The organism is Streptomyces sp. MBT65, from assembly GCF_016612545.1.
Lineage (GTDB): Bacteria > Actinomycetota > Actinomycetes > Streptomycetales > Streptomycetaceae > Streptomyces.
In genome coordinates this window covers 14,813-36,985 of sequence record NZ_JAENRY010000050.1, presented here as the reverse complement: position 1 = coordinate 36,985, position 22,173 = coordinate 14,813, and the positions used below count along the sequence as shown (strand labels likewise).

Sequence of the window (22,173 nt, the reverse complement as noted above, 5' to 3'; positions counted from 1 at the left end):
CCCCTCGCCAAGGGCCGTCCCCCGCAGCGCCCCAAGGAGCCCGGCGGCGGCCTGCTGATGGGCCGCCCCTTCGGAGTGCCCGTCTACGTGGCGCCCAGCTGGTTCCTCGTCGCCGCGCTCATCACCTGGGTGTTCGGCGGCCAGCTCGACCGCGTGCTGCCCGAACTCGGCGCCGCCCGCTATCTCGTGGCCCTCTTCTTCGCGGTCGCCTTCTACGGCTCCGTCCTGGTCCACGAACTCGCCCACACCGTCGCCGCGCTCCGCTTCAAACTCCCGGTCCGCCGCATCCAGTTGCAGTTCTTCGGCGGTGTCTCCGAGATCGAGAAGGAGGCCGAGACCCCCGGCCGGGAGTTCGTGCTGGCCTTCGTCGGCCCGCTGCTCTCGCTGGTCCTCTCGGGGATCTTCTACCTGGCCATGCTGCCCGTCGAACCCGGCACCGTCCCCGGCGTCCTGCTGGCCGGCCTGATGGTCTCCAACCTCATCGTGGCCGCCTTCAACCTCCTGCCCGGCCTGCCCCTCGACGGCGGCCGCATGCTCCGCGCCGTCGTCTGGAAGATCACTGGCAGGCCCATGAGCGGCACGATCGCCGCCGCCTGGGTCGGCCGCGCCCTCGCCGTCTCCGTCCTGATCGGTCTCCCGCTGCTCACCCAGACCGGCGCCCTCGGCACGAACAGCGAGGACGTCAGCGGCATGGACACCGTCACGGACGCCCTGCTCGCCGCGATCCTCGCCGCGATCATCTGGACCGGCGCCGGCAACAGCCTCCGTATGGCCCGACTGCGCGAACACCTCCCGGAACTCCGCGCCCGCAACCTCACCCGCCGCGCGGTCCCCGTCGAGACCAACACCCCGCTCTCCGAAGCCCTGCGCCGCGCCAACGCGGCCGGCGCCCGCGCCCTGGTCGTCGTCGACGCCGACGGCCAGCCGCTCTCCCTCGTCCGCGAGGCCGCCATCGTCGGTGTCCCCGAGCACCGCCGCCCCTGGGTCGTCGTCAGCGGCCTCGCCCAGGACCTCACGGACGGCATGCGCGTCTCCGCCGAACTGGCCGGCGAGGACCTCCTCGACGCCCTGCGCGCCACCCCCGCCACCGAGTACCTCGTCGTCGAGGAGACCGGCGAGATCTACGGCGTCCTGTCCGCCGCCGACGTGGAGCGCGCCTTCGTGAAGGCCATGGCCCGCCCCAACTGACGCACGCGCGCGTGGTCGGCGGCCCCCGCAATCGCCGGTAGGCTGCTCACATGTCCGAACCGACCGGTGCCGCCCGCAGGCGCGGGCCCTTCAAGGTCGGGGACCAGGTTCAGCTGACCGACCCCAAGGGCCGCCACTACACGTTCACGCTCGAAGCCGGGAAGAATTTCCACACCCACAAGGGTTCCTTCCCGCACGACGAACTGATCGGTGCTCCCGAGGGCAGCGTTGTCCGCACCACCGGCAACGTCGCCTACCTCGCGCTGCGCCCCCTGCTCCCCGACTACGTCCTGTCCATGCCCCGCGGCGCCGCCGTGGTCTACCCCAAGGACGCGGGGCAGATCCTGTCCTTCGCGGACATCTTCCCCGGCGCACGCGTCGTGGAAGCGGGCGTGGGCTCCGGCTCGCTCAGCAGCTTCCTGCTGCGCGCCATCGGCGACCAGGGCATGCTGCACTCCTACGAGCGCCGCGAGGACTTCGCCGAGATCGCCCAGCAGAACGTGGAGCGCTACTTCGGCGGCCCGCACCCCGCCTGGCAGCTCACCGTCGGCGACCTCCAGGACAACCTGTCCGACACGGACGTCGACCGCGTCATCCTCGACATGCTCGCCCCCTGGGAGTGCCTGGAGGCCGTCTCCAAGGCCCTCGTGCCCGGCGGAATCCTGTGCTGCTACGTCGCGACCACCACCCAGCTCGCCCGCACCGTCGAGTCCATCCGCGAGATCGGCTCCTTCAACGAGCCGACCGCCTGGGAGACGATGCTCCGCAACTGGCACGTCGAGGGCCTGGCCGTCCGCCCCGACCACCGGATGATCGGCCACACCGGCTTCCTCCTCACCGCCCGCCGCCTCGCGGACGGCGTCGAGCCCCCCATGCGCCGCCGCCGTCCCTCCAAGGGCGCCTACGGCGACGACTACACCGGCCCGAACGCCGACGGTGCCGGCGCCGCCGGCCGCTGAGCCACTCAAGGGCGGCCCTGTGCCGCACTCAACGCACGAACGCCGTGGCCGAGTTCCCGGAAGTCCTCCGGAACTCGGCCACGGCGTCTTTCTTCTGACGTAGCGACACCGCTGGTACGTCTCGTGCGACCACGCGAACGAACTGCCGACCCCGCCGTTCCCCCGCACCACGGTGTGTGGCAGCATGCAGGCCACCCCCACCGGCACAGCCCTCACAGGAGACACTCCTAGTGCAGCACTCCGCCGTCCCGGAACTGGAACTGGCACACACCACCACCCGCCCCATCCACTGGGTCGCCACCGCCGCGGCGCTCGCCGGTGTCGTGGCCCTCTCCTCGGGCCTGCAGCCCGACTCGGCGCACGCCGCCCAGGCCTCCGGTACGCAGACGAAGTCCGCGCCCGCCACCGCTTCGGCCCCCGCGACCACAGGAGTCGCCTTCCCCATCGACTGCGGCCCCGTGAAGGCCGTCGTACAGAAGAAGGCGTCCGGGGACCTCGACGGCGACGGCAGGCCGGAGACCGTCGCGGTGGTGCACTGCGACGCGGGCATGGGGACCCCGCCCGACGGCGTCTACGTCCTGACCCAGGGCGCCGGAGCCGCCGTGCCGCGCGTCGTCGCCACCCTGGTCACCCCGAAGGCCCGCGAGACCGTCACCGACTTCGCCGTACGCGACGGCTCCGTACGCGCGACACTGCTCGGCTACTCGACGGCGGACGTGCCCAGTTGCTGCCCCGACGTCAAGGAGACGGCCAAGTGGCAGTGGCAGAACGGCGAGTTCGTCCGCTCCACGCCCGGCAACGCCCAGAACGTCTGACGCGACGACCAGGCGGCCCTCAGGCCGCGTCGGGCCCGTACACCTCGACCCGGTCCGCGACCCGGCGCACATGAATGCAGTCGCCGGGGCACTCCTTGGCGGAGTCCACGACATCGACCAACAAGGGCAGCGGAACCGGCGTGGTGGCGCCCTTGTCCTGCAGCAGCTCGTCGTCCGGGCTCTTCACATAGGCCAGGCCGTCGATGTCCAGTTCGAAGACCTCGGGGGCGTACTGGACGCAGATGCCGTCTCCGGTACAGAGGTCCTGGTCGATCCAGACCTCGAGCGCCTCGCCGTCGGCCGCGGCCTCGTCCTGCACGGTGATGTCTCCTGTTTCCGCCGGGTGTTGAACATCTTCGAGCCTACCTCTGCCCGTCCGAACGGCCTTTCTCCGCGATCTCGGGTTTCATGCCGCCGCATGACGGACACTGTCCGCATGGACACTCTCAGTCAGGGGCGCATTGGCCGGTTTCCACCGGGCGTCGAACCCGCCCGCACGGCAACTCACGTCCGCCGTGAAGGTTTTTGACCAACCCGGCCTTGGAACAGTCCGCTTCTGAATCACGTTGAGTGGGTATCCACTCGGCGTGAGGGAGAGCGCAGGGTGACCGACGACACACCTTGACAGTCTTTGTGATCTAGGGGTTTCAATCGACACCCACCCAGGTAGGGTCTGGAAGCGTCCAGCTCCCCTTGGAGGAGGTGAGGACCGTGGCAGCCCACGACGACGACATGAACCGCGGCATCCGCCCGGGACGAGGGTCCGACGACCCGTCCGGGCAGATTGCCTACCTTGAGCAGGAGATCGCCGTCCTGCGACGTAAGCTCGCCGACTCTCCGCGACACACGAGGATTCTCGAAGAGCGGATCGTCGAGCTGCAGACCAATCTGGCCGGGGTGTCCGCCCAGAACGAGCGACTCGCCAACACGCTCCGTGAGGCCCGCGACCAGATCGTGGCCCTCAAGGAGGAAGTCGACCGGCTCGCACAGCCGCCGGCCGGCTTCGGTGTCTTCCTCGTGGCCAACGAGGACGGCACAGCGGACATCTTCACCGGTGGTCGCAAACTCAGGGTGAACGTCAGCCCAAGCGTGGAACTCGAAGAGCTCCGCCGCGGCCAGGAAGTAATGCTCAACGAAGCGCTCAACGTGGTCGAGGCCATGGAGTACGAGCGCGTCGGCGACATCGTCACCCTCAAGGAGATCCTCGAGGACGGCGAACGAGCCCTGGTAGTGGGGCACACCGACGAGGAACGGGTGGTGCGGCTCGCCGAGCCGCTGCTGGACATCACCATCCGCCCCGGCGACGCCCTGCTGCTCGAACCCCGTTCCGGCTACGTCTACGAGATCGTCCCGAAGAGCGAGGTCGAGGAACTCGTCCTCGAAGAGGTCCCCGACATCGGCTACGAGCAGATCGGCGGTCTGGGCGGCCAGATCGAGATGATCCGCGACGCGGTCGAACTGCCGTACCTCTACCCCGACCTCTTCAAGGAGCACGAACTGCGGCCGCCCAAGGGCGTCCTGCTGTACGGGCCCCCCGGTTGCGGCAAGACGCTCATCGCCAAGGCCGTCGCCAACTCGCTGGCCAAAAAGGTCGCCGAGGTCACCGGCCAGGCCACCGGCAAGAGCTTCTTCCTCAACATCAAGGGCCCCGAGCTCCTCAACAAGTACGTCGGTGAGACCGAGCGGCAGATCCGCCTGGTCTTCCAGCGCGCTCGTGAGAAGGCCAGCGAGGGCACTCCCGTCATCGTCTTCTTCGACGAGATGGAGTCCCTCTTCCGCACCCGCGGATCCGGTGTCAGCTCGGACGTGGAGAACACCATCGTCCCGCAGCTGCTCGCCGAGATCGACGGTGTGGAGGGCCTGCAGAACGTGGTCGTGATCGGCGCCTCGAACCGCGAGGACATGATCGACCCCGCCATCCTGCGGCCCGGCCGCCTGGACGTGAAGATCAAGATCGAGCGTCCCGACGCCGAGGCCGCCAAGGACATCTTCGCCAAGTACCTCACCGAACGCCTCCCGCTCCACCCCGACGACGTCGGCGAGCACAACAACGACAAGACCATCACCGTCCAGAGCATGATCCAGACGGCCGTGGAACACATGTACACGGAATCCGAGGAGAACCGCTTCCTGGAGGTCACCTACGCCAACGGTGACAAGGAAGTCCTCTACTTCAAGGACTTCAACTCCGGCGCCATGATCGAGAACATCGTGGGCCGGGCCAAGAAGATGGCCATCAAGGACTTCCTCGAGCACAAGCAGAAGGGCATCCGCGTCTCGCACCTCCTCCAGGCGTGCGTCGACGAGTTCAAGGAGAACGAGGACCTGCCCAACACCACCAACCCCGACGACTGGGCCCGGATCTCCGGAAAGAAGGGCGAACGGATCGTCTACATCCGTACGCTCATCACCGGGAAGCAGGGCGCGGACACCGGACGCTCCATCGACACGGTGGCGAACACCGGTCAGTACCTGTAAAGAACAGGGCGGCTGCGGGTGCCCACGGTGGGTACCCGCAGCCGACTGCTTTTCAGGCCATGACCGCTACAAGGGGCGCGCGAGGCAATGACGCAAATGATCTCCCCACCAGCGCAAAGCCGTTCTAGGCTCTTCGGTACCGCCGAGGCGCGCAGTGCGGGGACGGGCACCGCACACGCACCGGAGCGCCAGCGGTACTTGAGCGGTGCCCTCGACCGAGGGCGCCGCCGGGCAAGGAGGGCCGCATGACCGTACGGCGAGTAATGGGCATCGAGACGGAGTACGGGATCTCCGTCCCCGGCCACCCCAACGCCAATGCCATGCTCACCTCGTCCCAGATCGTCAACGCCTACGCGGCGGCGATGCACCGGGCCCGGCGGGCCCGCTGGGACTTCGAGGAGGAGAATCCGCTGCGGGACGCGCGAGGCTTCGACCTCGCCCGGGAGGCCGCCGACTCCAGCCAGCTCACCGACGAGGACATCGGCCTCGCCAATGTCATCCTCACCAACGGCGCGCGGCTCTACGTCGACCACGCACACCCGGAGTACAGCTCCCCCGAAGTCACCAACCCCATGGACGCCGTCCTGTGGGACAAGGCCGGCGAGCGCATCATGGCGGAGGCCGCCGAGCGCGCGGCCCAACTCCCGGGCGCCCAGCCGATCCACCTCTACAAGAACAACACCGACAACAAGGGCGCCTCGTACGGCACGCACGAGAACTACCTGATGAAGCGGGAGACCCCCTTCTCGGACATCGTGCGCCACCTGACGCCCTTCTTCGTCTCCCGACAGGTCGTCACCGGAGCGGGCCGCGTCGGCATCGGCCAGGACGGGCACGAGCACGGCTTCCAGCTCAGCCAGCGCGCCGACTACTTCGAGGTCGAGGTCGGTCTGGAGACCACCCTCAAGCGCCCGATCATCAACACCCGCGACGAACCGCACGCGGACGCCGAGAAGTACCGCCGCCTGCACGTGATCATCGGCGACGCGAACCTCTCCGAGATCTCGACCTATCTCAAGCTCGGCACGACAGCACTCGTCCTCTCCATGATCGAGGACGGCTTCATCGCCGTCGACCTGGCCGTCGACCAACCGGTCCGCACCCTGCACCAGGTCTCCCACGACCCGACCCTCAAGCGCCTGGTCACCCTCCGCAGCGGCCGGACCCTCACCGCGGTCCAGCTGCAGATGGAGTACTTCGAGCTCTCCCGCAAGTACGTCGAGGAGCGCTACGGCTCCGACGCGGACGACCAGACCAAGGACGTCCTGGCCCGCTGGGAGGACACGCTCAACCGCCTGGAGAACGATCCGATGAGCCTGGCCGGCGAACTGGACTGGGTCGCCAAGCGGGAGCTCATGGAGGGCTACCGGCGCCGTGACGGCCTCGACTGGGACGCGGCCCGGCTCCAGTTGGTCGACCTCCAGTACGCGGACGTACGGGCCGAGAAGGGCCTCTACAACCGTCTGGTGGCCCGCGGCCGTATCAAGCGCCTGCTGGACGAGGACACGGTCGAGCGGGCGCGTACGACGCCGCCGGAGGACACGCGCGCGTACTTCCGCGGCCGCTGCCTGGAGCAGTACGCCGACGACGTCGCGGCGGCCTCCTGGGACTCCGTGATCTTCGACCTCCCGGGCCGGGACTCGCTCCAGCGGGTCCCAACCCTGGAACCGCTTCGCGGAACGCGTAATCACGTCAAGGAGCTCCTCGACCGCTGTCGTACGGCGGAAGACCTGGTCAGGGTCCTGTCGGGCGGCTGACGGGAGTCTCGGGTCCGGGGTGCCGGACAGGGTGGAATGTCCGGTGGCCGGGAATCATCGAGGTGGCCGCCGTACGTTGTAGGAACTGCGGGGCCGATGTCAGTCCCTGCAAGTAGGGTCTGATCAAGAACGTCGAACCGAGCGGGGTGAGGGTTATGGCGACCAAGGACACCGGCGGCGGACAGCAGAAGGCGACGCGCTCCACGGAGGAGGTCGAACAGCAGGCGGAGGAAGCCCAGGCGACCGACGACCTCAAGGAGCGCCACGAGAAGCTGAGCGACGACGTCGACTCGGTTCTGGACGAGATCGACGACGTACTCGAGGAGAACGCCGAGGACTTCGTGCGCTCCTTTGTTCAGAAGGGCGGCCAGTAGGCCGCTCCACCCTTCGATTCGAAGGTGAACGGGGTGGCGTGGTGGCAGGCGAGTCGAAGATGAAGTGCTGCGTGCGGTGCGGCGAGACCAAGCCGCACGCAGTCTTCGCATCCGGGTGCACGAATCGCGTGCGATTCGGGGCGAGCCGGCCGCGTTCCGAGTGGCTTGGGAATGCCTCCGCCGTTCATGTGGATCACTGCCACCAGACGGGTAGGGTCCGTGGCGTACTGTGCTTCAACTGCAATTCGGCCATCGGCAAGTTGGGAGATGATCCCGACGCTGTTCGTCGGGCTGCCGCCTACTTGGAAGGATCCTCGTGGAAGCCAACACTCGTAGCACCGGGCGTCTACCAGCTGCCTTCCTGACGCCTGGGTCGTCGTCCTTCATGGACTTCCTCGCCGACCACCAGCCGGGGATGCTCCCGGGCAACCGGCAACTGCCGCCCACCCAGGGCGTCATCGAGGCCCCGCACGGCACGACGATCGTCGCTGTCACGTTCCCCGGTGGCGTGGTGCTCGCCGGTGACCGGCGGGCCACCATGGGCAATGTCATCGCGCAGCGGGACATCGAGAAGGTGTTCCCCGCGGACGAGTACTCGGCCGTCGGCATCGCCGGCACCGCAGGACTCGCCGTCGAGATGGTCAAGCTCTTCCAGCTGGAGCTGGAGCACTTCGAGAAGGTCGAAGGCGCCCAACTCTCCCTGGAGGGCAAGGCGAACCGCCTCTCCACGATGATCCGTTCCAACCTCGGCATGGCCATGCAGGGCCTCGCCGTGGTCCCCCTCTTCGCCGGTTTCGACGTGGACCGCGGCATCGGCCGCATCTTCTCCTACGACGTGACGGGCGGCCGTTCCCAGGAGCTCGGCTACGCGGCCACCGGATCCGGTTCGGTGTTCGCGCGGGGCGCCATGAAGAAGCTCTTCCACGACCAGCTGACCGAGGCCGAGGCCACGACCCTGGTGGTCCAGGCGCTCTACGACGCGGCCGACGACGACTCGGCGACCGGTGGTCCCGACGTCGCCCGCCGGATCTACCCGATCGTCACCGTGATCACCGAGGACGGCTTCCGCCGGCTCACCGACGACGAGTCCTCCGAGATCGCCCGCTCGATCCTGGAGCGGCGACTGCAGCAGCCCGACGGCCCGCGCGCCGCGCTGCTCTGACCGAGGGTCCGTTCTCAATTCAAGGTGATCCACCGACTTCGACGGAACTTTAAAGAGAGGGACGGATACCGGTGTCGACGCCGTTCTATGTCTCACCCCAGCAGGCGATGGCCGACCGGGCGGAGTACGCCCGCAAGGGCATCGCCCGTGGCCGCAGCCTGGTCGTGCTGCAGTTCGCCGACGGCATTGTCTTCGTCGGCGAGAACCCGTCCCGTGCGCTGCACAAGTTCAGCGAGATCTACGACCGGATCGGGTTCGCGGCCGCCGGAAAATACAACGAGTACGAGAACCTGCGGATCGGCGGCGTCAGGTACGCCGACATGCGCGGTTACACCTACGACCGTGCGGACGTGACCGCCCGCGGTCTCGCCAACGTCTACGCCCAGACGCTCGGCACGATCTTCTCCAGCGCGGCCGAGAAGCCGTACGAGGTGGAGCTGGTCGTCGCGGAGGTCGGGGACACGCCGGACGGCGATCAGATCTACCGGCTGCCGCACGACGGTTCGATCGTGGACGAGCACGGCTCGGTCGCCGTCGGCGGCAACGCGGAGACGATCAGCACCTATCTGGACCAGCGGCACCGCGACGGCATGACCCTCGCGGAGGCGCTCAAGCTGGCCGTGCAGTCCCTGTCCCGCGACACGAACGGCACGGAGCGGGAGATCCCCGCCGAGCGCCTTGAGGTCGCGGTCCTGGACCGGACGCGCCCGCAGGCCCGCAAGTTCAAGCGCATCGTCGGCCGTCAGCTCTCCCGCCTGCTGGAGGGTGAGGCCGCGGACACGTCGTCCGACGGTGACGACTCCGACGATGAGAAGTGAGTCGGCCTCGATCAGGTCTCTCGTGTGCCCCGGCCGGTCACCGGCCGGGGCACACGTCGTAGCGGGCGCCTCAGGAGGCGCTCGGTGGCGCTGTGGACCCGCGTACCACCAGTTCCACGGGGATGTCCCCCTCCTCCGGTGTGCGGCCGTCCAGGACCGCCAGGAGAGCGCGCATGCCGTGTTCTCCGAAGAGTTCGGCGTCGAGGCGGACGGTGGTCAGTTCCGGGTCGATGGCGGTGGCGAGGGCGAGGTCGTCGAGGCCGGTGATCGACAGGTCGTCCGGGATGCGCAGGCCCAGGCGGCGCGCGGCCTTGTAGGCGCCGGCCGCTAGTTTGTCGTCGTCGCAGACCAGGGCGGTCACGAGCGATCCCGGTTCCGAGAGGGCGGCCTCAGCTGCGGACAGGGCGCCCTCGATGGAGATGGGCGCGCGGGTCGTACGGACCGTCGTGCCCTCGAACGCGCCGACGCGTGCGGCCAGTTCCCGCGCGCGTACCTCGAAGGTCCAGGACGGTACGTCGGCGGCCAGGTGCAGGAAGTGGCGGTGGCCCAGGGCCAGCAGATGCTCGGCGACCTGGCGGATGCCGTCGGCGATGTCCAGGTTGACGGTGGCCGCGCCGAGGCTGCCCTCGGGGTCGCTGTCGAGCATCACCAGGGGGAGCTGGTCGCCCCGGATCGCGGTGAGGGCGTCGGCCGCCATGGAGGAGGCGATCACACCGTCCAGCGCTGCCTGGGCGGAGGCGAACGGGTCCCGCGCGGGGCCGATGCCTTCGGGGGACGGGTAGAGGACGACGCCGAAGCCGTGTTCGGCGGCGACCCGGGCGGCGCCCGTGTAGACACCGGCGAAGAACTCCGTCGTCAGCACCGGGACCACCAGCAGGACGGTACGGGTGCGGCCCAGGCGGAGGTTGCGGGCGGCGAGGTTGGGGCGGTAGCCCAGGTCGCGGGCGGCCTCGCGGACGCGCTCCGCGGTCGTGGCCGAGACCCGGCCGCGCCACTTGTCGCCGAGCACCAGGGAGACCGCGGCCTGGGAGACGCCGGCGGCCTGCGCGACGTCGCGGCTCGTGGGGCGGGTACTGGCTGGTGCCACCGTCGGCCTGCTCCTTGGTGAGGACTCCGCGGGGGACTCCGTATGGACTCGTGACAGCGCACATGGTACGTATGACAGCGGAAGTTATACGTAAAACCTCATGGGTGACGGTGAGGGGGAGGGCGGGAGACGGCCGTGGGATATCTGGAGATCCTCAGGGCGAGGCACGCCACCCGCCTGCTGGTGGGCACGCTGGTGGGACGGCTGCCGAACGCCACCGCCGCGATCGCGATCGTGCTGTTCATCCGCGCCGAGGGTGGCACCTACAGCCTCGCGGGCGCGCTGGCGGCCGTGTACGGCATCGCCAACGCGGTCGGACAGCCCCTCCTCGGACGCCTGGTGGACGTCCACGGACAGCCACGCGTACAGCTGCCCGCCGCGGTCCTCTCGGCGCTCTCGATGGCCGTCTTCGCCTTCTACGGCACCGATCCACTGCCCCTCGCCTACGTCGCCGTAGCCGCCGCCGGTCTGTTCGCGCCGCCCCTGGAGGGTGGTCTGCGGGCGTTGTGGCCGGCCGTGCTGCGCCGGGAGGAGCAGGTGCACACGGCGTACGCCATGGACGCGGTGGCGCAGGAAGTCATGTTCACCGTGGGGCCGTTGCTCGTGACGGTGTTCGTGTCGCTGTGGTCGGCCCCCGTGGCGCTGCTCGTGCTGAACGTCATCGGGGTGCTGGGCGCCCTCTCCGTAGTCGTGTCGCCCCCCTCGCGCGCGTGGCGGTCGGCCCCGCGCGAGGCGCACTGGCTGGGCGCCCTGCGCTCGCCGGGGCTGCTGGCGCTGCTCGGCGCGTTCCTGTTCGTCGGGATGGCGCTCGGGTCGATCACGGTCGCGTCCGTGCCGTACGCGGACGGGCACGGCGGTGACGTGGTGTACGGGTGGCTCATGGCGGCCATCGGTCTCGGCGCGCTGCTGGGCGGCACCGTCTACGGAGCGCGGCAGTGGACCGGGGTGCCGGAGCGCCGACTGCGGGTCCTCGTGGGGCTGCTGGCGGTGTGTTACCTGCCGTTGATGCTCATGCCGGGCGCGGTCGCCATGGTGCTGCTGACCGTGCTCGCCGGGGTGTTCCTCGCGCCCGCCCTCGCCTGCGCCTTCATCATCGTCGACCGGCACGCGCCCAAGGGGACGGTCACCGAGGCTTTCTCGTGGCTTGTGACGACGTTCACCGTCGGGGCCTCGGTCGGAACGGGCGTCGCGGGGCCTGTCGTACAGGCCGGTGGGGCCCTGTGGGGGTTCGCCGTGCCGGGGGCCGCGGGGGCCGTGTCGCTGCTGGTCCTGCTCCTCACCGGACGGGTCCTCGCAGCTCCCGCCGGGGGTGCGGTGGTTGCGGCTTCATCGGAAAATGATCCAAACCGTGCTGCCGAACCCCGTTTCAGCACAGGCGATCGGGCGTAATGTTCAGTCATGGACCGCCGCATTTTCGGGCTGGAGAACGAGTACGGCGTCACGTGTACGTTCAGGGGACAGCGGCGTCTGTCTCCCGACGAAGTGGCTCGGTACCTCTTCCGCCGTGTCGTGTCATGGGGCCGCAGCAGCAATGTCTTTCTGCGAAACGGCGCCCGGCTCTATCTCGACGTGGGCTCACATCCGGAATACGCGACCCCCGAATGTGACAACGTGACCGAACTGGTCACCCACGACAAAGCCGGCGAGCGCATTCTCGAAGGACTCCTGGTGGACGCCGAACGACGCCTGCACGAGGAGGGAATCGCGGGCGACGTCTACCTCTTCAAGAACAACACCGACTCGGCGGGCAACTCGTACGGCTGCCACGAGAACTACCTGGTGGCACGGCACGGCGAGTTCTCCCGACTCGCGGACATCCTCATTCCCTTCCTGGTCACGCGTCAGCTTCTGTGCGGCGCGGGCAAGGTCCTCCAGACTCCGCGCGGCGCCGTGTACTGCGTCAGCCAGCGCGCCGAGCACATCTGGGAGGGCGTCTCCTCGGCGACGACGCGTTCCCGGCCCATCATCAACACCCGGGACGAACCGCACGCGGACGCCGAGCGCTACCGCCGTCTCCACGTCATCGTGGGCGACTCGAACATGTCCGAGACGACCATGCTGCTCAAGGTCGGCGCCACCGACCTGGTGCTGCGCATGATCGAGGCGGGCACGGTGATGCGCGACCTGACCCTGGAGAACCCGATCCGGGCGATCCGCGAGGTCAGCCACGACATCACGGGCCGGCGCAAGGTGCGCCTGGCCAGCGGCCGTGAGGCCTCCGCCATCGAGGTGCAGCGCGAGTACTACGAGAAGGCCGTGGACTTCGTCGAGCGCCGCGGCATCCGCACCGGCACCGTCGAGCAGGTCCTGGAACTGTGGGGCCGCACGCTCGACGCGATCGAGGCCGAGGACCTCGACCGGATCGGCACCGAGATCGACTGGGTCATGAAGTACCAGCTGATCGAGCGGTACCGGGCCAAGCACAACATGACGATGTCCCACCCGCGGGTCGCGCAGATCGACCTCGCCTACCACGACATCCACCGTCGCCGAGGGCTCTACTACCTCCTCGAGAGGAAGGGCCAAGCCGCCCGGATCTGCAACGACTTGAAGATCTTCGAGGGCAAGTCCGTTCCGCCGCAGACCACTCGGGCCCGGCTGCGCGGCGACTTCATCCGCAGGGCTCAGGAACAGCGGCGGGACTTCACCGTCGACTGGGTCCATCTCAAGCTCAACGACCAGGCGCAGCGCACCGTGTTGTGCAAGGACCCGTTCCGTTCCGTGGACGACCGGGTGGAGAAACTGATCGCCGGAATGTAGGCGAAAAAGTCCGGATACCGACGTCCGGATACATATTCGGTACGCCACACGGGCCCCGTACGTTTCACGTACGGGGCCCGTGCCACGCCGTAGAGTTGCGCGCACGCCATCAACAAGATCGACCGATACGAGGCCTTCACCGTGCGCCGACGCTCCTTTCTCATCGCTGTTCCCGCAGGACTCGTGACGGTCGCGGGGTGCGGTGACAGCGATTCCTCCTCAAGCAAGGCCAGCGCGTCGCCGTCGCCGTCCGCCTCGGCCTCGACCGCTCCGCCGCCGAAGCTGGTGGACGGTCCGGTGCCGGCGATCACCGCGGGCACGAAGTTCGACGAGAAGCCGACCGTCGCCAAGGGCAGCGGCGATCCGTCGAAGGACCTCGCGGTGAAGACGGTGATCGCGGGCGGCGGCAAGGCCGTCGCGGAGGGCGACTTCGTCCAGGTCAACTACCTGGGCCAGATCTGGTCGACGGCCAAGGTGTTCGACAACTCCTACGACCGCAAGACCTCGTTGGTCATCCAGCTCGCCCAGGGCAGCATCATCGACGGCTGGCGCTACGGCCTGGCGGGCCGGAAGGTCGGCAGCCGCGTCGAGATGGCCATCCCGCCGACCTGGGGGTACGGCACGACCGGCAACACCCAGGCGGGCATCAAGGGCACCGACACGCTCGTCTTCGTGATCGACGTGCAGGACGCCTTCAACATCAAGAGCTCCGCCAAGGGCAAGGCCGTCGCCCAGTCCGACTCCGCACTGCCCAAGGTCGGCACGAACACCGACGGCAAGGCCCCCTCGGTCACCGTCCCCAAGGCGGACCCGCCGAAGAAGCTGGTGGCGAACTACGTCCTGGAGGGCGACGGAGCCGTCGTCAAGGCGTCCCAGACGATCCTGTGCCAGTTCAAGGGCGTGGTCTGGAGCACCGGCAAGGAGTTCGAATCGACTTACTCCCAGGGCCGGTTGAGCCAGTTCGCGATCTCGCAGATGGAGTCGGTCGTCAAGGGCCTGGCCCAGGGCGTCACCGGCAAGAAGGTCGGCAGCCGCGTCCTGATCGTCGCGCCGCCGGACCTGGCCTACGGCGACACCCCGCCCAGCGGCGGCGCCATCAAGAAGGGCGACACCCTGGTCTTCTCGGTCGACATCCTGGCGGCGATGTAGTCCCCGCAGGTCAAGGGCGTCCCGGCGCACGACTTCTGCCGGGATGACAGACTGTCCGAGTTGTCTTGTCGTACACAAGCAGGAGCTAGAGACGTGAGCATCGAGAAGCCCGAGATCGACTTCCCTGAGGGCGCACCCCCGGCCGACCTGGAGATCAAGGACCTCTGGGAGGGTGACGGCGAGATCGCGCGGTCCGGCCAGAACGTCACCGTCCACTACGTGGGCGTGGCCTTCAGCACCGGCGAGGAGTTCGACGCCAGCTGGAACCGCGGCGAGCCGTTCCGCTTCCCGCTCGGTGGCGGCCGGGTCATCAAGGGCTGGGACAAGGGCGTGCAGGGCATGAAGGTCGGCGGCCGCCGCCAGCTGACCATCCCGGCGCACCTCGCCTACGGCAACCAGAGCCCGACCCCGGCGATCAAGCCGGGCGAGACCCTGATCTTCGTGGTCGACCTCGTCGCCGTCTGATCACCGGTTCCGACCGGACCCGATCAGCTGGGGCCCATGCCTGCTCGGGCATGGGCCCTCGGCTTTTGTCAGGCCACCGCAGGGCGGTACGGTCATCGTTCGTAAGTACAGAGGAAGGCGAAGGGCGTCGATGGCCATTGCCAAGGCCGAGCGGCTGATGAACCTCGCGCTGTGTCTGCTCGGGACACGGCGGCCGCTCAGCAAGCGTGAGCTGCGGGAATCCATCGAGGCCTACCTCGAAGCCGGGTCCGACGACTCCTTCAACCGGATGTTCGAGCGCGACAAGGACGATCTGCGCGAACTCGGGCTCGTCATCGAGACGGTGGAGAACCTGGACGGCGAGGTCGGCTATCTCGCCCGCCGCGACAGCAACCGCCTCCCGCCGATCACCCTCGACGCCGAGGAGGCCGCCGCCCTCGGTCTCGCCGCCAAGGTGTGGCAGCAGGCCCGCCTCGCCGGCGCGGCCAGCGGCGCCCTGCAGAAACTGCGCGCGGCCGGGATGCCCGAGGACCTCGACCCGTACGAGCCGCACGGCGCCCTGGAGCCTCGCATTCCGGTGCACGAGGCGTCGTTCGAGCCGCTGATGCTGGCCTGCCGCGACCGGCGGCCCGTCGTGTTCGAGTACCGCAAGGCCACCGCCGCCCGCCCCGAGACACGGAGCGTCGAGCCGTGGGCCCTGGAGTGCTGGCGCGGCCACTGGTACCTCGCCGGCTGGGACCGGGACCGGGGCGCCGAGCGCGTCTTCAGGCTCTCCCGGATCACCGGCAAGGTGCGCTCGCGCAACGGGCGGTTCACCGCGGACATCCCCGATGTCGTGACCGTGCGCGAGACCGTCGCGAGCTGGGCGGGGGAGACCGCCGACCGCTCCGCGCTGATCCGGCTGCGCACGGGCTCCGGGTACCCCCTGCGGGCGAAAGCCTCGGCGGTTCGGGAACTCGGGGACGGCTGGGACGAGTTGGAGATTCCGTACGGCCACGGACTGGACGCCTGGCTGGTCGAGTTCGGGCCGGACGTGGTCGTCCTCGAGCCCGCCGAGCTGCGGGCCGACGTGGTGGACCGGCTGCGTGCCGTGGCCAAGGGCTGAGGGGGAGCGGAAGAGAACTGTGGCAGGCAAACCGGTCAGGCCCGTCAACGCCATCGACCAGACCCGGCGGATGCTCTCCCTGGTGACCTATCTGAAGGAGCGCCCCGGAGCCCGTATCGAGGACGTGGCCCGTGCCTTCGGGATCACCGAGGACGAGCTGGTCTCCGACCTCGATGTGCTGCCCATGTGCGGGACCAGCTTCCGGGGCGGCGATCTGCTCGACATCGACACCGACGGCGACCGCATCTGGTGGCACAACCCGGACGACGTCGCCGAGCCGCTGCGCCTCGCCGCCGACGAGGCGACCGCGCTCCTGGTGGCCGCCCGTGCCGTATCCACTCTCCCGGGTCTGCGCGAGAGCGACCGGCAGGCGCTGCTGCGGGCCAACGCCAAGCTGGAGGCGGCGGCCGGTGAGGCGGCCGGGGCCAGTGCGCGCCTTTCGGTGACCTTCGAGTCCGAGGGCGGGGTCTTCGCGGACGTCGACCGCGCGATCTCGGAGCGCCGGCGGCTGTGGATCCGCTACTACTCGCCCGCCCGGGACGAGTTGAGCGAGCGTGAGATCGACCCCATCCGGCTGGTCAGCGTCGGGCACACGTACGTGGAGGCCTGGTGCCGCCGCTCCGAGGCGCGCCGCACCTTCCGTCTCGACCGGGTCGCCGAGATCAAGATCCTGGACGAGCCGTCCGCACCCCCGGAGATCGAACTGCGGGACCTGTCGGAGGCGCTGGTGCAGCCCGCCGCCGAGGACCCGGAGGTCGTCGTCGAGGTCGGCCCGGGCGGGCGCTGGGTCGCCGAGTACTACCCGCACGACAGTGCCGATGAGCTTCCCGACGGCGGGCTGCGTATTACCTTGCGCACCCCCGACCCGACGTCCCTGAGACGCCTGGCCCTACGGCTCGGGCGTGACGGCCGGATCGTCTCCCCGAGCGATCTCGCCGACAGCGCGCGCCGGGCCGCCCGCGAGGCGCTGGCGGCGTACGACGGCCCGCAGGGTGTTGCTGACGCAGTGCAGGGTGTTGACGAGAGGCAGGAGCAGGGGCTGTGAGCGAGTCGACGATGTCGGGTGGTCCGGAGATGACGGTGGCCGCCGCGTTCGCCGGGATGAAGAGCGTGGTGCCCGTGATGTTCAGAGCGGGCTGCCCGGACTGCCGGGCCAACTTCGAACTCGCGGCGAGCGCCCTGCGGCTCGCCATCGGCGCCACCAGCCGCACCACCTTCTACTCCTTCACCTGCCCCGACTGCGGCGCCGCGGTCCGCAAGCCCGCGGGCGAGCGGATCGTCGAGCTGCTCACCGGCGGCGGGGTCAAGACCCTGCGGCTGACCTCCGTCGGGTAGCAGGGTCTAGGCTCGCCCCATGTTCTGGGCGATGGTCGCGGTAGCTGTGGGTTTCCTGGGTCTCGCCGTGCTCGGCGTGCTCGCCGTCCGGGTCTTCCTGGAGGCGCGGCGGCTCGGACTCCAGGTCGCGGACGCCGCGCACCGCATCAACAGGGCGGCCGAGGACCTGGAGCGCGCGGCCGTGGCGACGGCCCGTTCCGTCGACGCACTGTGAGTCACATATGCGCGGGGTGTGAGTTGCGCGCCCCAGGCGCTTCGCGTCGCTTTGCCCTGTCACGTTGTCGGTGCAGGCGGGTACGCTGCTGATCGCGGTCCGGATAACGAGGCCCGGAGCGCGGACCGGGAGTACGCACAGGGATTGCCTCGCGTTTACCCCTGAGCGTTACGATCGCTGGCAGCACGAAGGTCGGACAGATGTCCGACCGATCGGACAGCACCCCACCCCAGCCGCCTCGGTGAGAAGGTAAAGACTTATGTTCGGAAGGCTCGGAGCTCCCGAGATCATTCTCATCCTCGTCGTCATCGTGCTCCTGTTCGGCGCGAAGAAGCTTCCGGACATGGCCCGCTCGCTCGGCAAGTCCGCTCGCATCCTCAAGAGCGAGGCCAAGGCGATGAAGGAAGAGGGCAACAGCACCCCCGCCCCCGCCGGCCCGCCGAACACCGACGAGTCCGTGCAGCGCACCATCCAGGCAGCTCCCGGCGACGTGACCAGTGCGCGTCCCGTCACCGAGCCGTCGGACACGACCAAGCGCTGACGCAGGGCCGGGACCCCCTCGGCCTGCCGCACGAGATGAGGACGTGGGTTGCCCAAGTCTGCCCGCACGAAGGAGAAGGACCCCGAGGGGCGGATGCCCCTCGCGGACCATCTGCGTGAGCTGCGCAACCGGCTCGCGAAGGCGATGCTCGCCATCATTGTGGTGACCTGCGTGGCCGCCTTCTTCTACAACGACATCGTCAACGTCATCACCAAGCCGATCCTGCACTCCGTCGGCTGCACCCAGAACTTCGAGCAGCTGTCGAAGTCGGCCGACAAGACGCAGTGCGCGCAGATCACGATCAACGGTCTGCTGACGCCGTTCACCCTGGCGTTGAAGGTGTCCCTGATGGCCGGTGTCGTCCTGGCCTCCCCGGTCTGGCTCTACCAGCTGTGGGGCTTCGTCGCCCCGGGCCTGCACAAGAACGAGAAGAAGTACGCGCTCTCGTTCGTCGGCACCGGTGTCCCGCTGTTCCTCGGCGGCGCCTACTTCGCATACAGGGTGCTGCCCACCACGGCGAAGGTCCTGATCGGCTTCACGCCGAGTGGCGTGGACAACCTGCTGCCCCTGGACGACCTGCTCGACCTGGTCACGCGCATGGTGCTGGTCTTCGGGCTCTCGTTCGAGCTGCCCCTGCTGCTGATCATGCTCAACCTCACGGGCGCGCTGACCGGCAAGCGGATGCTCAGCTGGTGGCGCGCCATGATCCTCGGCATCACGGTCTTCGCGGCCGTCGCCACCCCCAGCACCGACCCGCTGACCATGCTGGCCCTGGCCGGGCCGATCTGGGTGCTGTACTTCGGCGCGGTCGTCTTCTCACTGCTCAACGACCGGCGCAAGCGCCGTCGCGACGCGGCGGGACCGGGCGACGACGAGGCCTCCGACCTGGACCTCACCCCCGAGGACATCGGCGACGTCGAGACCGTCTCGGCCGGCCGGGCGGCCCTGCCCGAGCAGGCGAGCGGCACGGGTTCCGACCGGGTCAACGGCTATGACGACGTGACCTGAGCACCTTCCCGAACTCCGCCGAGACCGGCCGTTCCCGCAGTGCGGGCGGCCGGTCTCCGTGTGTGGAGGACTCGTGGGAACGGATAATGATCGTCCTGTTGTCAGTGGCGCCCGGTACGCTCGAAAGCACGATGACAGAGGACCTCTCCCCGGCCGAGCGGTACGCGGCAGCCCGCCTGCGGGCAGCCGAGCAGGCCACCGCGCTCGCGGACTTCCGCGAGATGTACGACTTCGGTCTCGACCCCTTCCAGATCGAGGCCTGTAAGGCGCTCGAAGCGGGGAAGGGCGTGCTGGTCGCGGCGCCCACCGGCTCCGGCAAGACGATCGTCGGCGAGTTCGCCGTCCACCTCGCCCTCCAGCAGGGCAAGAAGTGCTTCTACACCACCCCGATCAAGGCGCTGTCGAACCAGAAGTACGCCGACCTGTGCCGCCGTTACGGCGCGGACAAGGTCGGCCTGCTCACCGGCGACAACAGCGTCAACTCCGAGGCACCGGTGGTCGTCATGACCACCGAAGTGCTGCGCAACATGCTGTACGCCGGTTCCCAGACCCTCCTCGGTCTCGGCTACGTGGTCATGGACGAGGTGCACTACCTCTCCGACCGCTTCCGCGGAGCCGTATGGGAAGAGGTGATCATCCACCTCCCCGAGTCGGTGACCCTGGTCTCGCTGTCGGCGACGGTGTCGAACGCGGAGGAGTTCGGCGACTGGCTCGACACCGTCCGCGGCCACACCGAGGTGATCGTCTCCGAGCACCGGCCCGTGCCGCTGTTCCAGCACGTGCTCGCCGGGCGGCGGATGTACGACCTGTTCGAGGAGGGCGAGGGCAGCAAGAAGGCCGTCAACCCCGACCTCACGCGCCTGGCCCGCATGGAGGCGCAGCGCCCGTCGTACCAGGACCGCAAGCGTGGCCGTGCCATGCGCGAGGCCGACCGGGAGCGGGAGCGCAGATCGCGTTCGCGGGTGTGGACCCCGGGCCGCCCCGAGGTCATCGAGCGGCTGGACAACGAGGACCTGCTGCCCGCCATCACGTTCATCTTCAGCCGCGCCGCCTGCGAGGCCGCCGTACAGCAGTGTCTGTACGCCGGGCTGCGGCTCAACGACGACGAGGCGCGGGAGAAGGTGCGCGCGCTCGTCGAGGAGCGCACGGCGTCCATTCCGGACGAGGACCTGCATGTCCTCGGGTACTACGAGTGGCTGGAAGGCCTGGAGCGCGGCATCGCGGCCCACCACGCGGGCATGCTGCCGACGTTCAAGGAGGTCGTGGAGGAGCTGTTCCTGCGCGGGCTCGTCAAGGCCGTGTTCGCCACCGAGACCCTGGCGCTCGGCATCAACATGCCCGCGCGCTCGGTGGTGTTGGAGAAGCTCGTCAAGTGGAACGGCGAGCAGCACGCCGACATCACCCCCGGCGAGTACACCCAGCTGACCGGTCGGGCAGGCCGCCGCGGCATCGACGTCGAGGGTCATGCCGTCGTGCTGTGGCAGCGCGGGATCAGTCCCGAGCACCTCGCGGGACTGGCCGGCACCCGCACCTATCCGCTGCGCTCCAGCTTCAAGCCGTCGTACAACATGGCGGTCAACCTCGTCGACCAGTTCGGGCGGCACCGCTCGCGGGAGCTGCTGGAGACGTCCTTCGCGCAGTTCCAGGCGGACCGGTCGGTCGTCGGGATCTCGAAGCAGGTGCAGCGCAACGAGGAGGGCCTGGAGGGCTACAAGGACTCCATGACCTGCCACCTGGGCGACTTCGACGACTACATGCGGCTGCGCCGCGAGCTCAAGGACCGCGAGACCGAGCTGGCCCGGCAGGGCGTGGCACAGCGCCGGGCGGAGGCGGCCGTGGCGTTGGAGAAGCTCAAGCCGGGAGACATCATCCACGTCCCGACCGGCAAGTACGCAGGCCTGGCGCTGGTGTTGGAGCCGGGACTGCCCGCCGGGCGGTCCAACGGCCATCGCGGCTTCGAGCAGCACGACGGGCCGCGGCCGCTGGTCCTGACCGTCGAGCGGCAGGTCAAGCGGCTCGCGTCGATGGACTTCCCCGTCCCCGTCGAGGCCTTGGACCGGATGCGGATCCCGAAGACCTTCAACGCCCGTTCCCCGCAGTCCCGTCGGGACCTGGCCTCCGCGCTGCGCACCAAGGCCGGGCACATCCCGCCGGAGCGGGCCCGCAAGCAGCGCTCACAGGCCGCCGACGACCGCGAGATCGCACAGTTGCGTACGGCGATCCGCGCGCATCCGTGTCATGGGTGCAACGACCGTGAGGATCACGCGCGTTGGGCCGAGCGGTATCACCGGTTGCAGCGGGACACCACGCAGCTGGAGCGGCGGATCGAGGGGCGGACGAACACGATCGCCCGGACCTTCGACCGTATCGTCGCGCTGCTGACCGAACTCGGTTATCTGCGGGGCGACGAGGTCACCGAGGACGGCAAGCGGCTGGCCCGGCTGTACGGCGAGCTCGATCTGCTGGCCAGTGAGTGTCTGCGGGAGGGTGTCTGGGAGGGGCTTGCTCCTGCCGAACTCGCCGCGTGCGTCTCGGCGTTGGTGTTCGAGGCGCGGGCCAGTGACGATGCGACGGTGCCCAAGGTGCCGTCGGGTGCGGCCAAGGCCGCGCTCGGGGAGATGGTGCGGATCTGGGGGCGGCTCGATGCCCTTGAGGAGGATTTCCGGATCACTCAGACCGAGGGGGTCGGGCAGCGGGAGCCTGATCTCGGGTTTGCCTGGGCCGCGTACATGTGGGCCAGTGGGAAGGGGCTGGACGAGGTGCTTCGCGAGGTCGAGATGCCCGCGGGGGACTTTGTTCGGTGGTGCAAGCAGGTGATTGACGTGCTGGGGCAGATCTCGGCGGCGGCGCCTGTTTCTGGTGGGGAGGCGTCTTCCACCGTGGCGAAGAACGCGCGTAAGGCGGTTGAGTTGTTGCTGCGGGGGGTTGTGGCGTATTCGTCGGTGGGGTGACCGGTGCGGGGCGTTGTGGCTGGGTGCG

General features: G+C 69.0%; 21 protein-coding genes and 1 pseudogene. 20 read left to right on the top strand and 2 right to left on the bottom strand.

Features of this window, described 5'->3' with window-relative positions; all coding sequences use genetic code 11:
• From JHN63_RS14160 to JHN63_RS14150, 3 genes are all read left to right on the top strand, one after another.
• Positions 1-1,188, top strand: a 1,188-nt coding sequence (locus tag JHN63_RS14160) for a site-2 protease family protein (protein WP_200680199.1), incomplete at its 5' end; no start/stop codon positions are given.
• Positions 1,189-1,238: 50 nt separating this feature from the next.
• Positions 1,239-2,147 (top strand): tRNA (adenine-N1)-methyltransferase, encoded by a 909-nt coding sequence (locus JHN63_RS14155; protein WP_200680197.1) that lies wholly within the window; start codon positions 1,239-1,241, stop codon positions 2,145-2,147.
• A gap of 230 nt (positions 2,148-2,377) precedes the next feature.
• Positions 2,378-2,962, top strand: coding sequence for a hypothetical protein (locus JHN63_RS14150; protein WP_200680195.1), 585 nt, complete (start codon positions 2,378-2,380; stop codon positions 2,960-2,962).
• 19 nt (positions 2,963-2,981) lie between these two features.
• On the opposite strand, the gene JHN63_RS14145 is transcribed toward JHN63_RS14150, so the two are convergent.
• Positions 2,982-3,287 (bottom strand): ferredoxin, encoded by a 306-nt coding sequence (locus JHN63_RS14145; protein WP_200680201.1) that lies wholly within the window; start codon positions 3,285-3,287, stop codon positions 2,982-2,984.
• A 386-nt stretch (positions 3,288-3,673) separates the two neighbouring features.
• Between JHN63_RS14145 and arc the strand changes: the two genes are divergently transcribed.
• The 6 genes and pseudogenes from arc (at position 3,674) to prcA (ending at position 9,551) form a co-directional block, all read left to right on the top strand.
• Positions 3,674-5,440, top strand: coding sequence for a proteasome ATPase (gene arc, locus JHN63_RS14140; RefSeq protein ID WP_200680193.1), 1,767 nt, complete (start codon positions 3,674-3,676; stop codon positions 5,438-5,440).
• 245 nt (positions 5,441-5,685) lie between these two features.
• Positions 5,686-7,197 carry a depupylase/deamidase Dop gene (gene dop / locus JHN63_RS14135; protein WP_174447560.1) on the top strand — a complete coding sequence of 504 codons (1,512 nt, stop codon included), beginning with the start codon at positions 5,686-5,688 and terminating at the stop codon, positions 7,195-7,197.
• 155 nt (positions 7,198-7,352) lie between these two features.
• On the top strand, positions 7,353-7,571 hold the full coding sequence (locus tag JHN63_RS14130) for a ubiquitin-like protein Pup (RefSeq protein WP_200680184.1): 219 nt from the start codon (positions 7,353-7,355) through the stop codon (positions 7,569-7,571).
• A 173-nt stretch (positions 7,572-7,744) separates the two neighbouring features.
• Positions 7,745-7,936, top strand: a pseudogene (locus JHN63_RS14125) (endonuclease VII domain-containing protein); the annotation flags it as partial.
• Positions 7,888-8,733: a proteasome subunit beta gene (gene prcB, locus JHN63_RS14120; protein WP_200680174.1), complete on the top strand. Its 846-nt coding sequence runs from the start codon at positions 7,888-7,890 to the stop codon at positions 8,731-8,733. The pseudogene JHN63_RS14125 and the gene prcB, both read left to right, overlap by 49 nt.
• A gap of 71 nt (positions 8,734-8,804) precedes the next feature.
• Positions 8,805-9,551 carry a proteasome subunit alpha gene (gene prcA / locus JHN63_RS14115; protein WP_200680166.1) on the top strand — a complete coding sequence of 249 codons (747 nt, stop codon included), beginning with the start codon at positions 8,805-8,807 and terminating at the stop codon, positions 9,549-9,551.
• A 70-nt stretch (positions 9,552-9,621) separates the two neighbouring features.
• Here prcA and JHN63_RS14110 read toward each other — a convergent pair whose 3' ends face one another.
• The gene (locus JHN63_RS14110; RefSeq protein WP_200680158.1) at positions 9,622-10,638 is read right to left on the bottom strand and encodes a LacI family DNA-binding transcriptional regulator; all 1,017 of its coding nucleotides are present in this window, start codon (positions 10,636-10,638) and stop codon (positions 9,622-9,624) included.
• A gap of 135 nt (positions 10,639-10,773) precedes the next feature.
• Between JHN63_RS14110 and JHN63_RS14105 the strand changes: the two genes are divergently transcribed.
• From JHN63_RS14105 to JHN63_RS14055, 11 genes are all read left to right on the top strand, one after another.
• Entirely contained in the window at positions 10,774-12,027 is a 1,254-nt protein-coding gene (locus JHN63_RS14105) for an MFS transporter (protein WP_200680156.1), read from the top strand.
• 9 nt (positions 12,028-12,036) lie between these two features.
• On the top strand, positions 12,037-13,398 hold the full coding sequence (gene pafA / locus JHN63_RS14100) for a Pup--protein ligase (RefSeq protein WP_033283736.1): 1,362 nt from the start codon (positions 12,037-12,039) through the stop codon (positions 13,396-13,398).
• Between the two features lie 141 nt (positions 13,399-13,539).
• Positions 13,540-14,547, top strand: coding sequence for an FKBP-type peptidyl-prolyl cis-trans isomerase (locus JHN63_RS14095; protein ID WP_200680154.1), 1,008 nt, complete (start codon positions 13,540-13,542; stop codon positions 14,545-14,547).
• A 93-nt stretch (positions 14,548-14,640) separates the two neighbouring features.
• A complete protein-coding gene (locus JHN63_RS14090; RefSeq protein WP_200680152.1) occupies positions 14,641-15,012 on the top strand; it encodes an FKBP-type peptidyl-prolyl cis-trans isomerase in 372 nt (123 codons plus the stop codon).
• Positions 15,013-15,142: 130 nt separating this feature from the next.
• A complete protein-coding gene (locus JHN63_RS14085; protein ID WP_200680150.1) occupies positions 15,143-16,096 on the top strand; it encodes a YafY family protein in 954 nt (317 codons plus the stop codon).
• 19 nt (positions 16,097-16,115) lie between these two features.
• Complete coding sequence (locus JHN63_RS14080) at positions 16,116-17,141, top strand: YafY family protein (protein WP_200680142.1); 1,026 nt, start codon at positions 16,116-16,118, stop codon at positions 17,139-17,141.
• The gene (locus JHN63_RS14075; protein WP_200680141.1) at positions 17,138-17,431 is read left to right on the top strand and encodes a hypothetical protein; all 294 of its coding nucleotides are present in this window, start codon (positions 17,138-17,140) and stop codon (positions 17,429-17,431) included. Before JHN63_RS14080 ends, JHN63_RS14075 begins: the two co-directional genes overlap by 4 nt.
• A 19-nt stretch (positions 17,432-17,450) precedes the next feature.
• Entirely contained in the window at positions 17,451-17,645 is a 195-nt protein-coding gene (locus tag JHN63_RS14070; RefSeq protein ID WP_200680139.1) for a hypothetical protein, read from the top strand.
• A gap of 259 nt (positions 17,646-17,904) precedes the next feature.
• A complete protein-coding gene (tatA, locus tag JHN63_RS14065; protein WP_200680138.1) occupies positions 17,905-18,186 on the top strand; it encodes a Sec-independent protein translocase subunit TatA in 282 nt (93 codons plus the stop codon).
• Between the two features lie 48 nt (positions 18,187-18,234).
• Entirely contained in the window at positions 18,235-19,194 is a 960-nt protein-coding gene (gene tatC / locus JHN63_RS14060; RefSeq protein ID WP_200680136.1) for a twin-arginine translocase subunit TatC, read from the top strand.
• A gap of 86 nt (positions 19,195-19,280) precedes the next feature.
• Positions 19,281-22,145 (top strand): RNA helicase, encoded by a 2,865-nt coding sequence (locus JHN63_RS14055; RefSeq protein WP_200680132.1) that lies wholly within the window; start codon positions 19,281-19,283, stop codon positions 22,143-22,145.
• Positions 22,146-22,173: the final 28 nt, after the last annotated feature.

Excerpts from the sequence above, each read along its gene's own strand:
- JHN63_RS14070 (WP_200680139.1), top strand. The coding sequence starts at position 17,451 with ATGTTCTGGGCGATGGTCGCGGTAGCTGTGGGTTTCCTGGGTCTCGCC.
- dop (WP_174447560.1), top strand. The coding sequence starts at position 5,686 with ATGACCGTACGGCGAGTAATGGGCATCGAGACGGAGTACGGGATCTCC.
- JHN63_RS14085 (WP_200680150.1), top strand. The coding sequence starts at position 15,143 with ATGGCCATTGCCAAGGCCGAGCGGCTGATGAACCTCGCGCTGTGTCTG.
- JHN63_RS14130 (WP_200680184.1), top strand. The coding sequence starts at position 7,353 with ATGGCGACCAAGGACACCGGCGGCGGACAGCAGAAGGCGACGCGCTCC.
- tatA (WP_200680138.1), top strand. The coding sequence starts at position 17,905 with ATGTTCGGAAGGCTCGGAGCTCCCGAGATCATTCTCATCCTCGTCGTC.
- JHN63_RS14155 (WP_200680197.1), top strand. The coding sequence starts at position 1,239 with ATGTCCGAACCGACCGGTGCCGCCCGCAGGCGCGGGCCCTTCAAGGTC.
- pafA (WP_033283736.1), top strand. The coding sequence starts at position 12,037 with ATGGACCGCCGCATTTTCGGGCTGGAGAACGAGTACGGCGTCACGTGT.
- JHN63_RS14055 (WP_200680132.1), top strand. The coding sequence starts at position 19,281 with ATGATCGTCCTGTTGTCAGTGGCGCCCGGTACGCTCGAAAGCACGATG.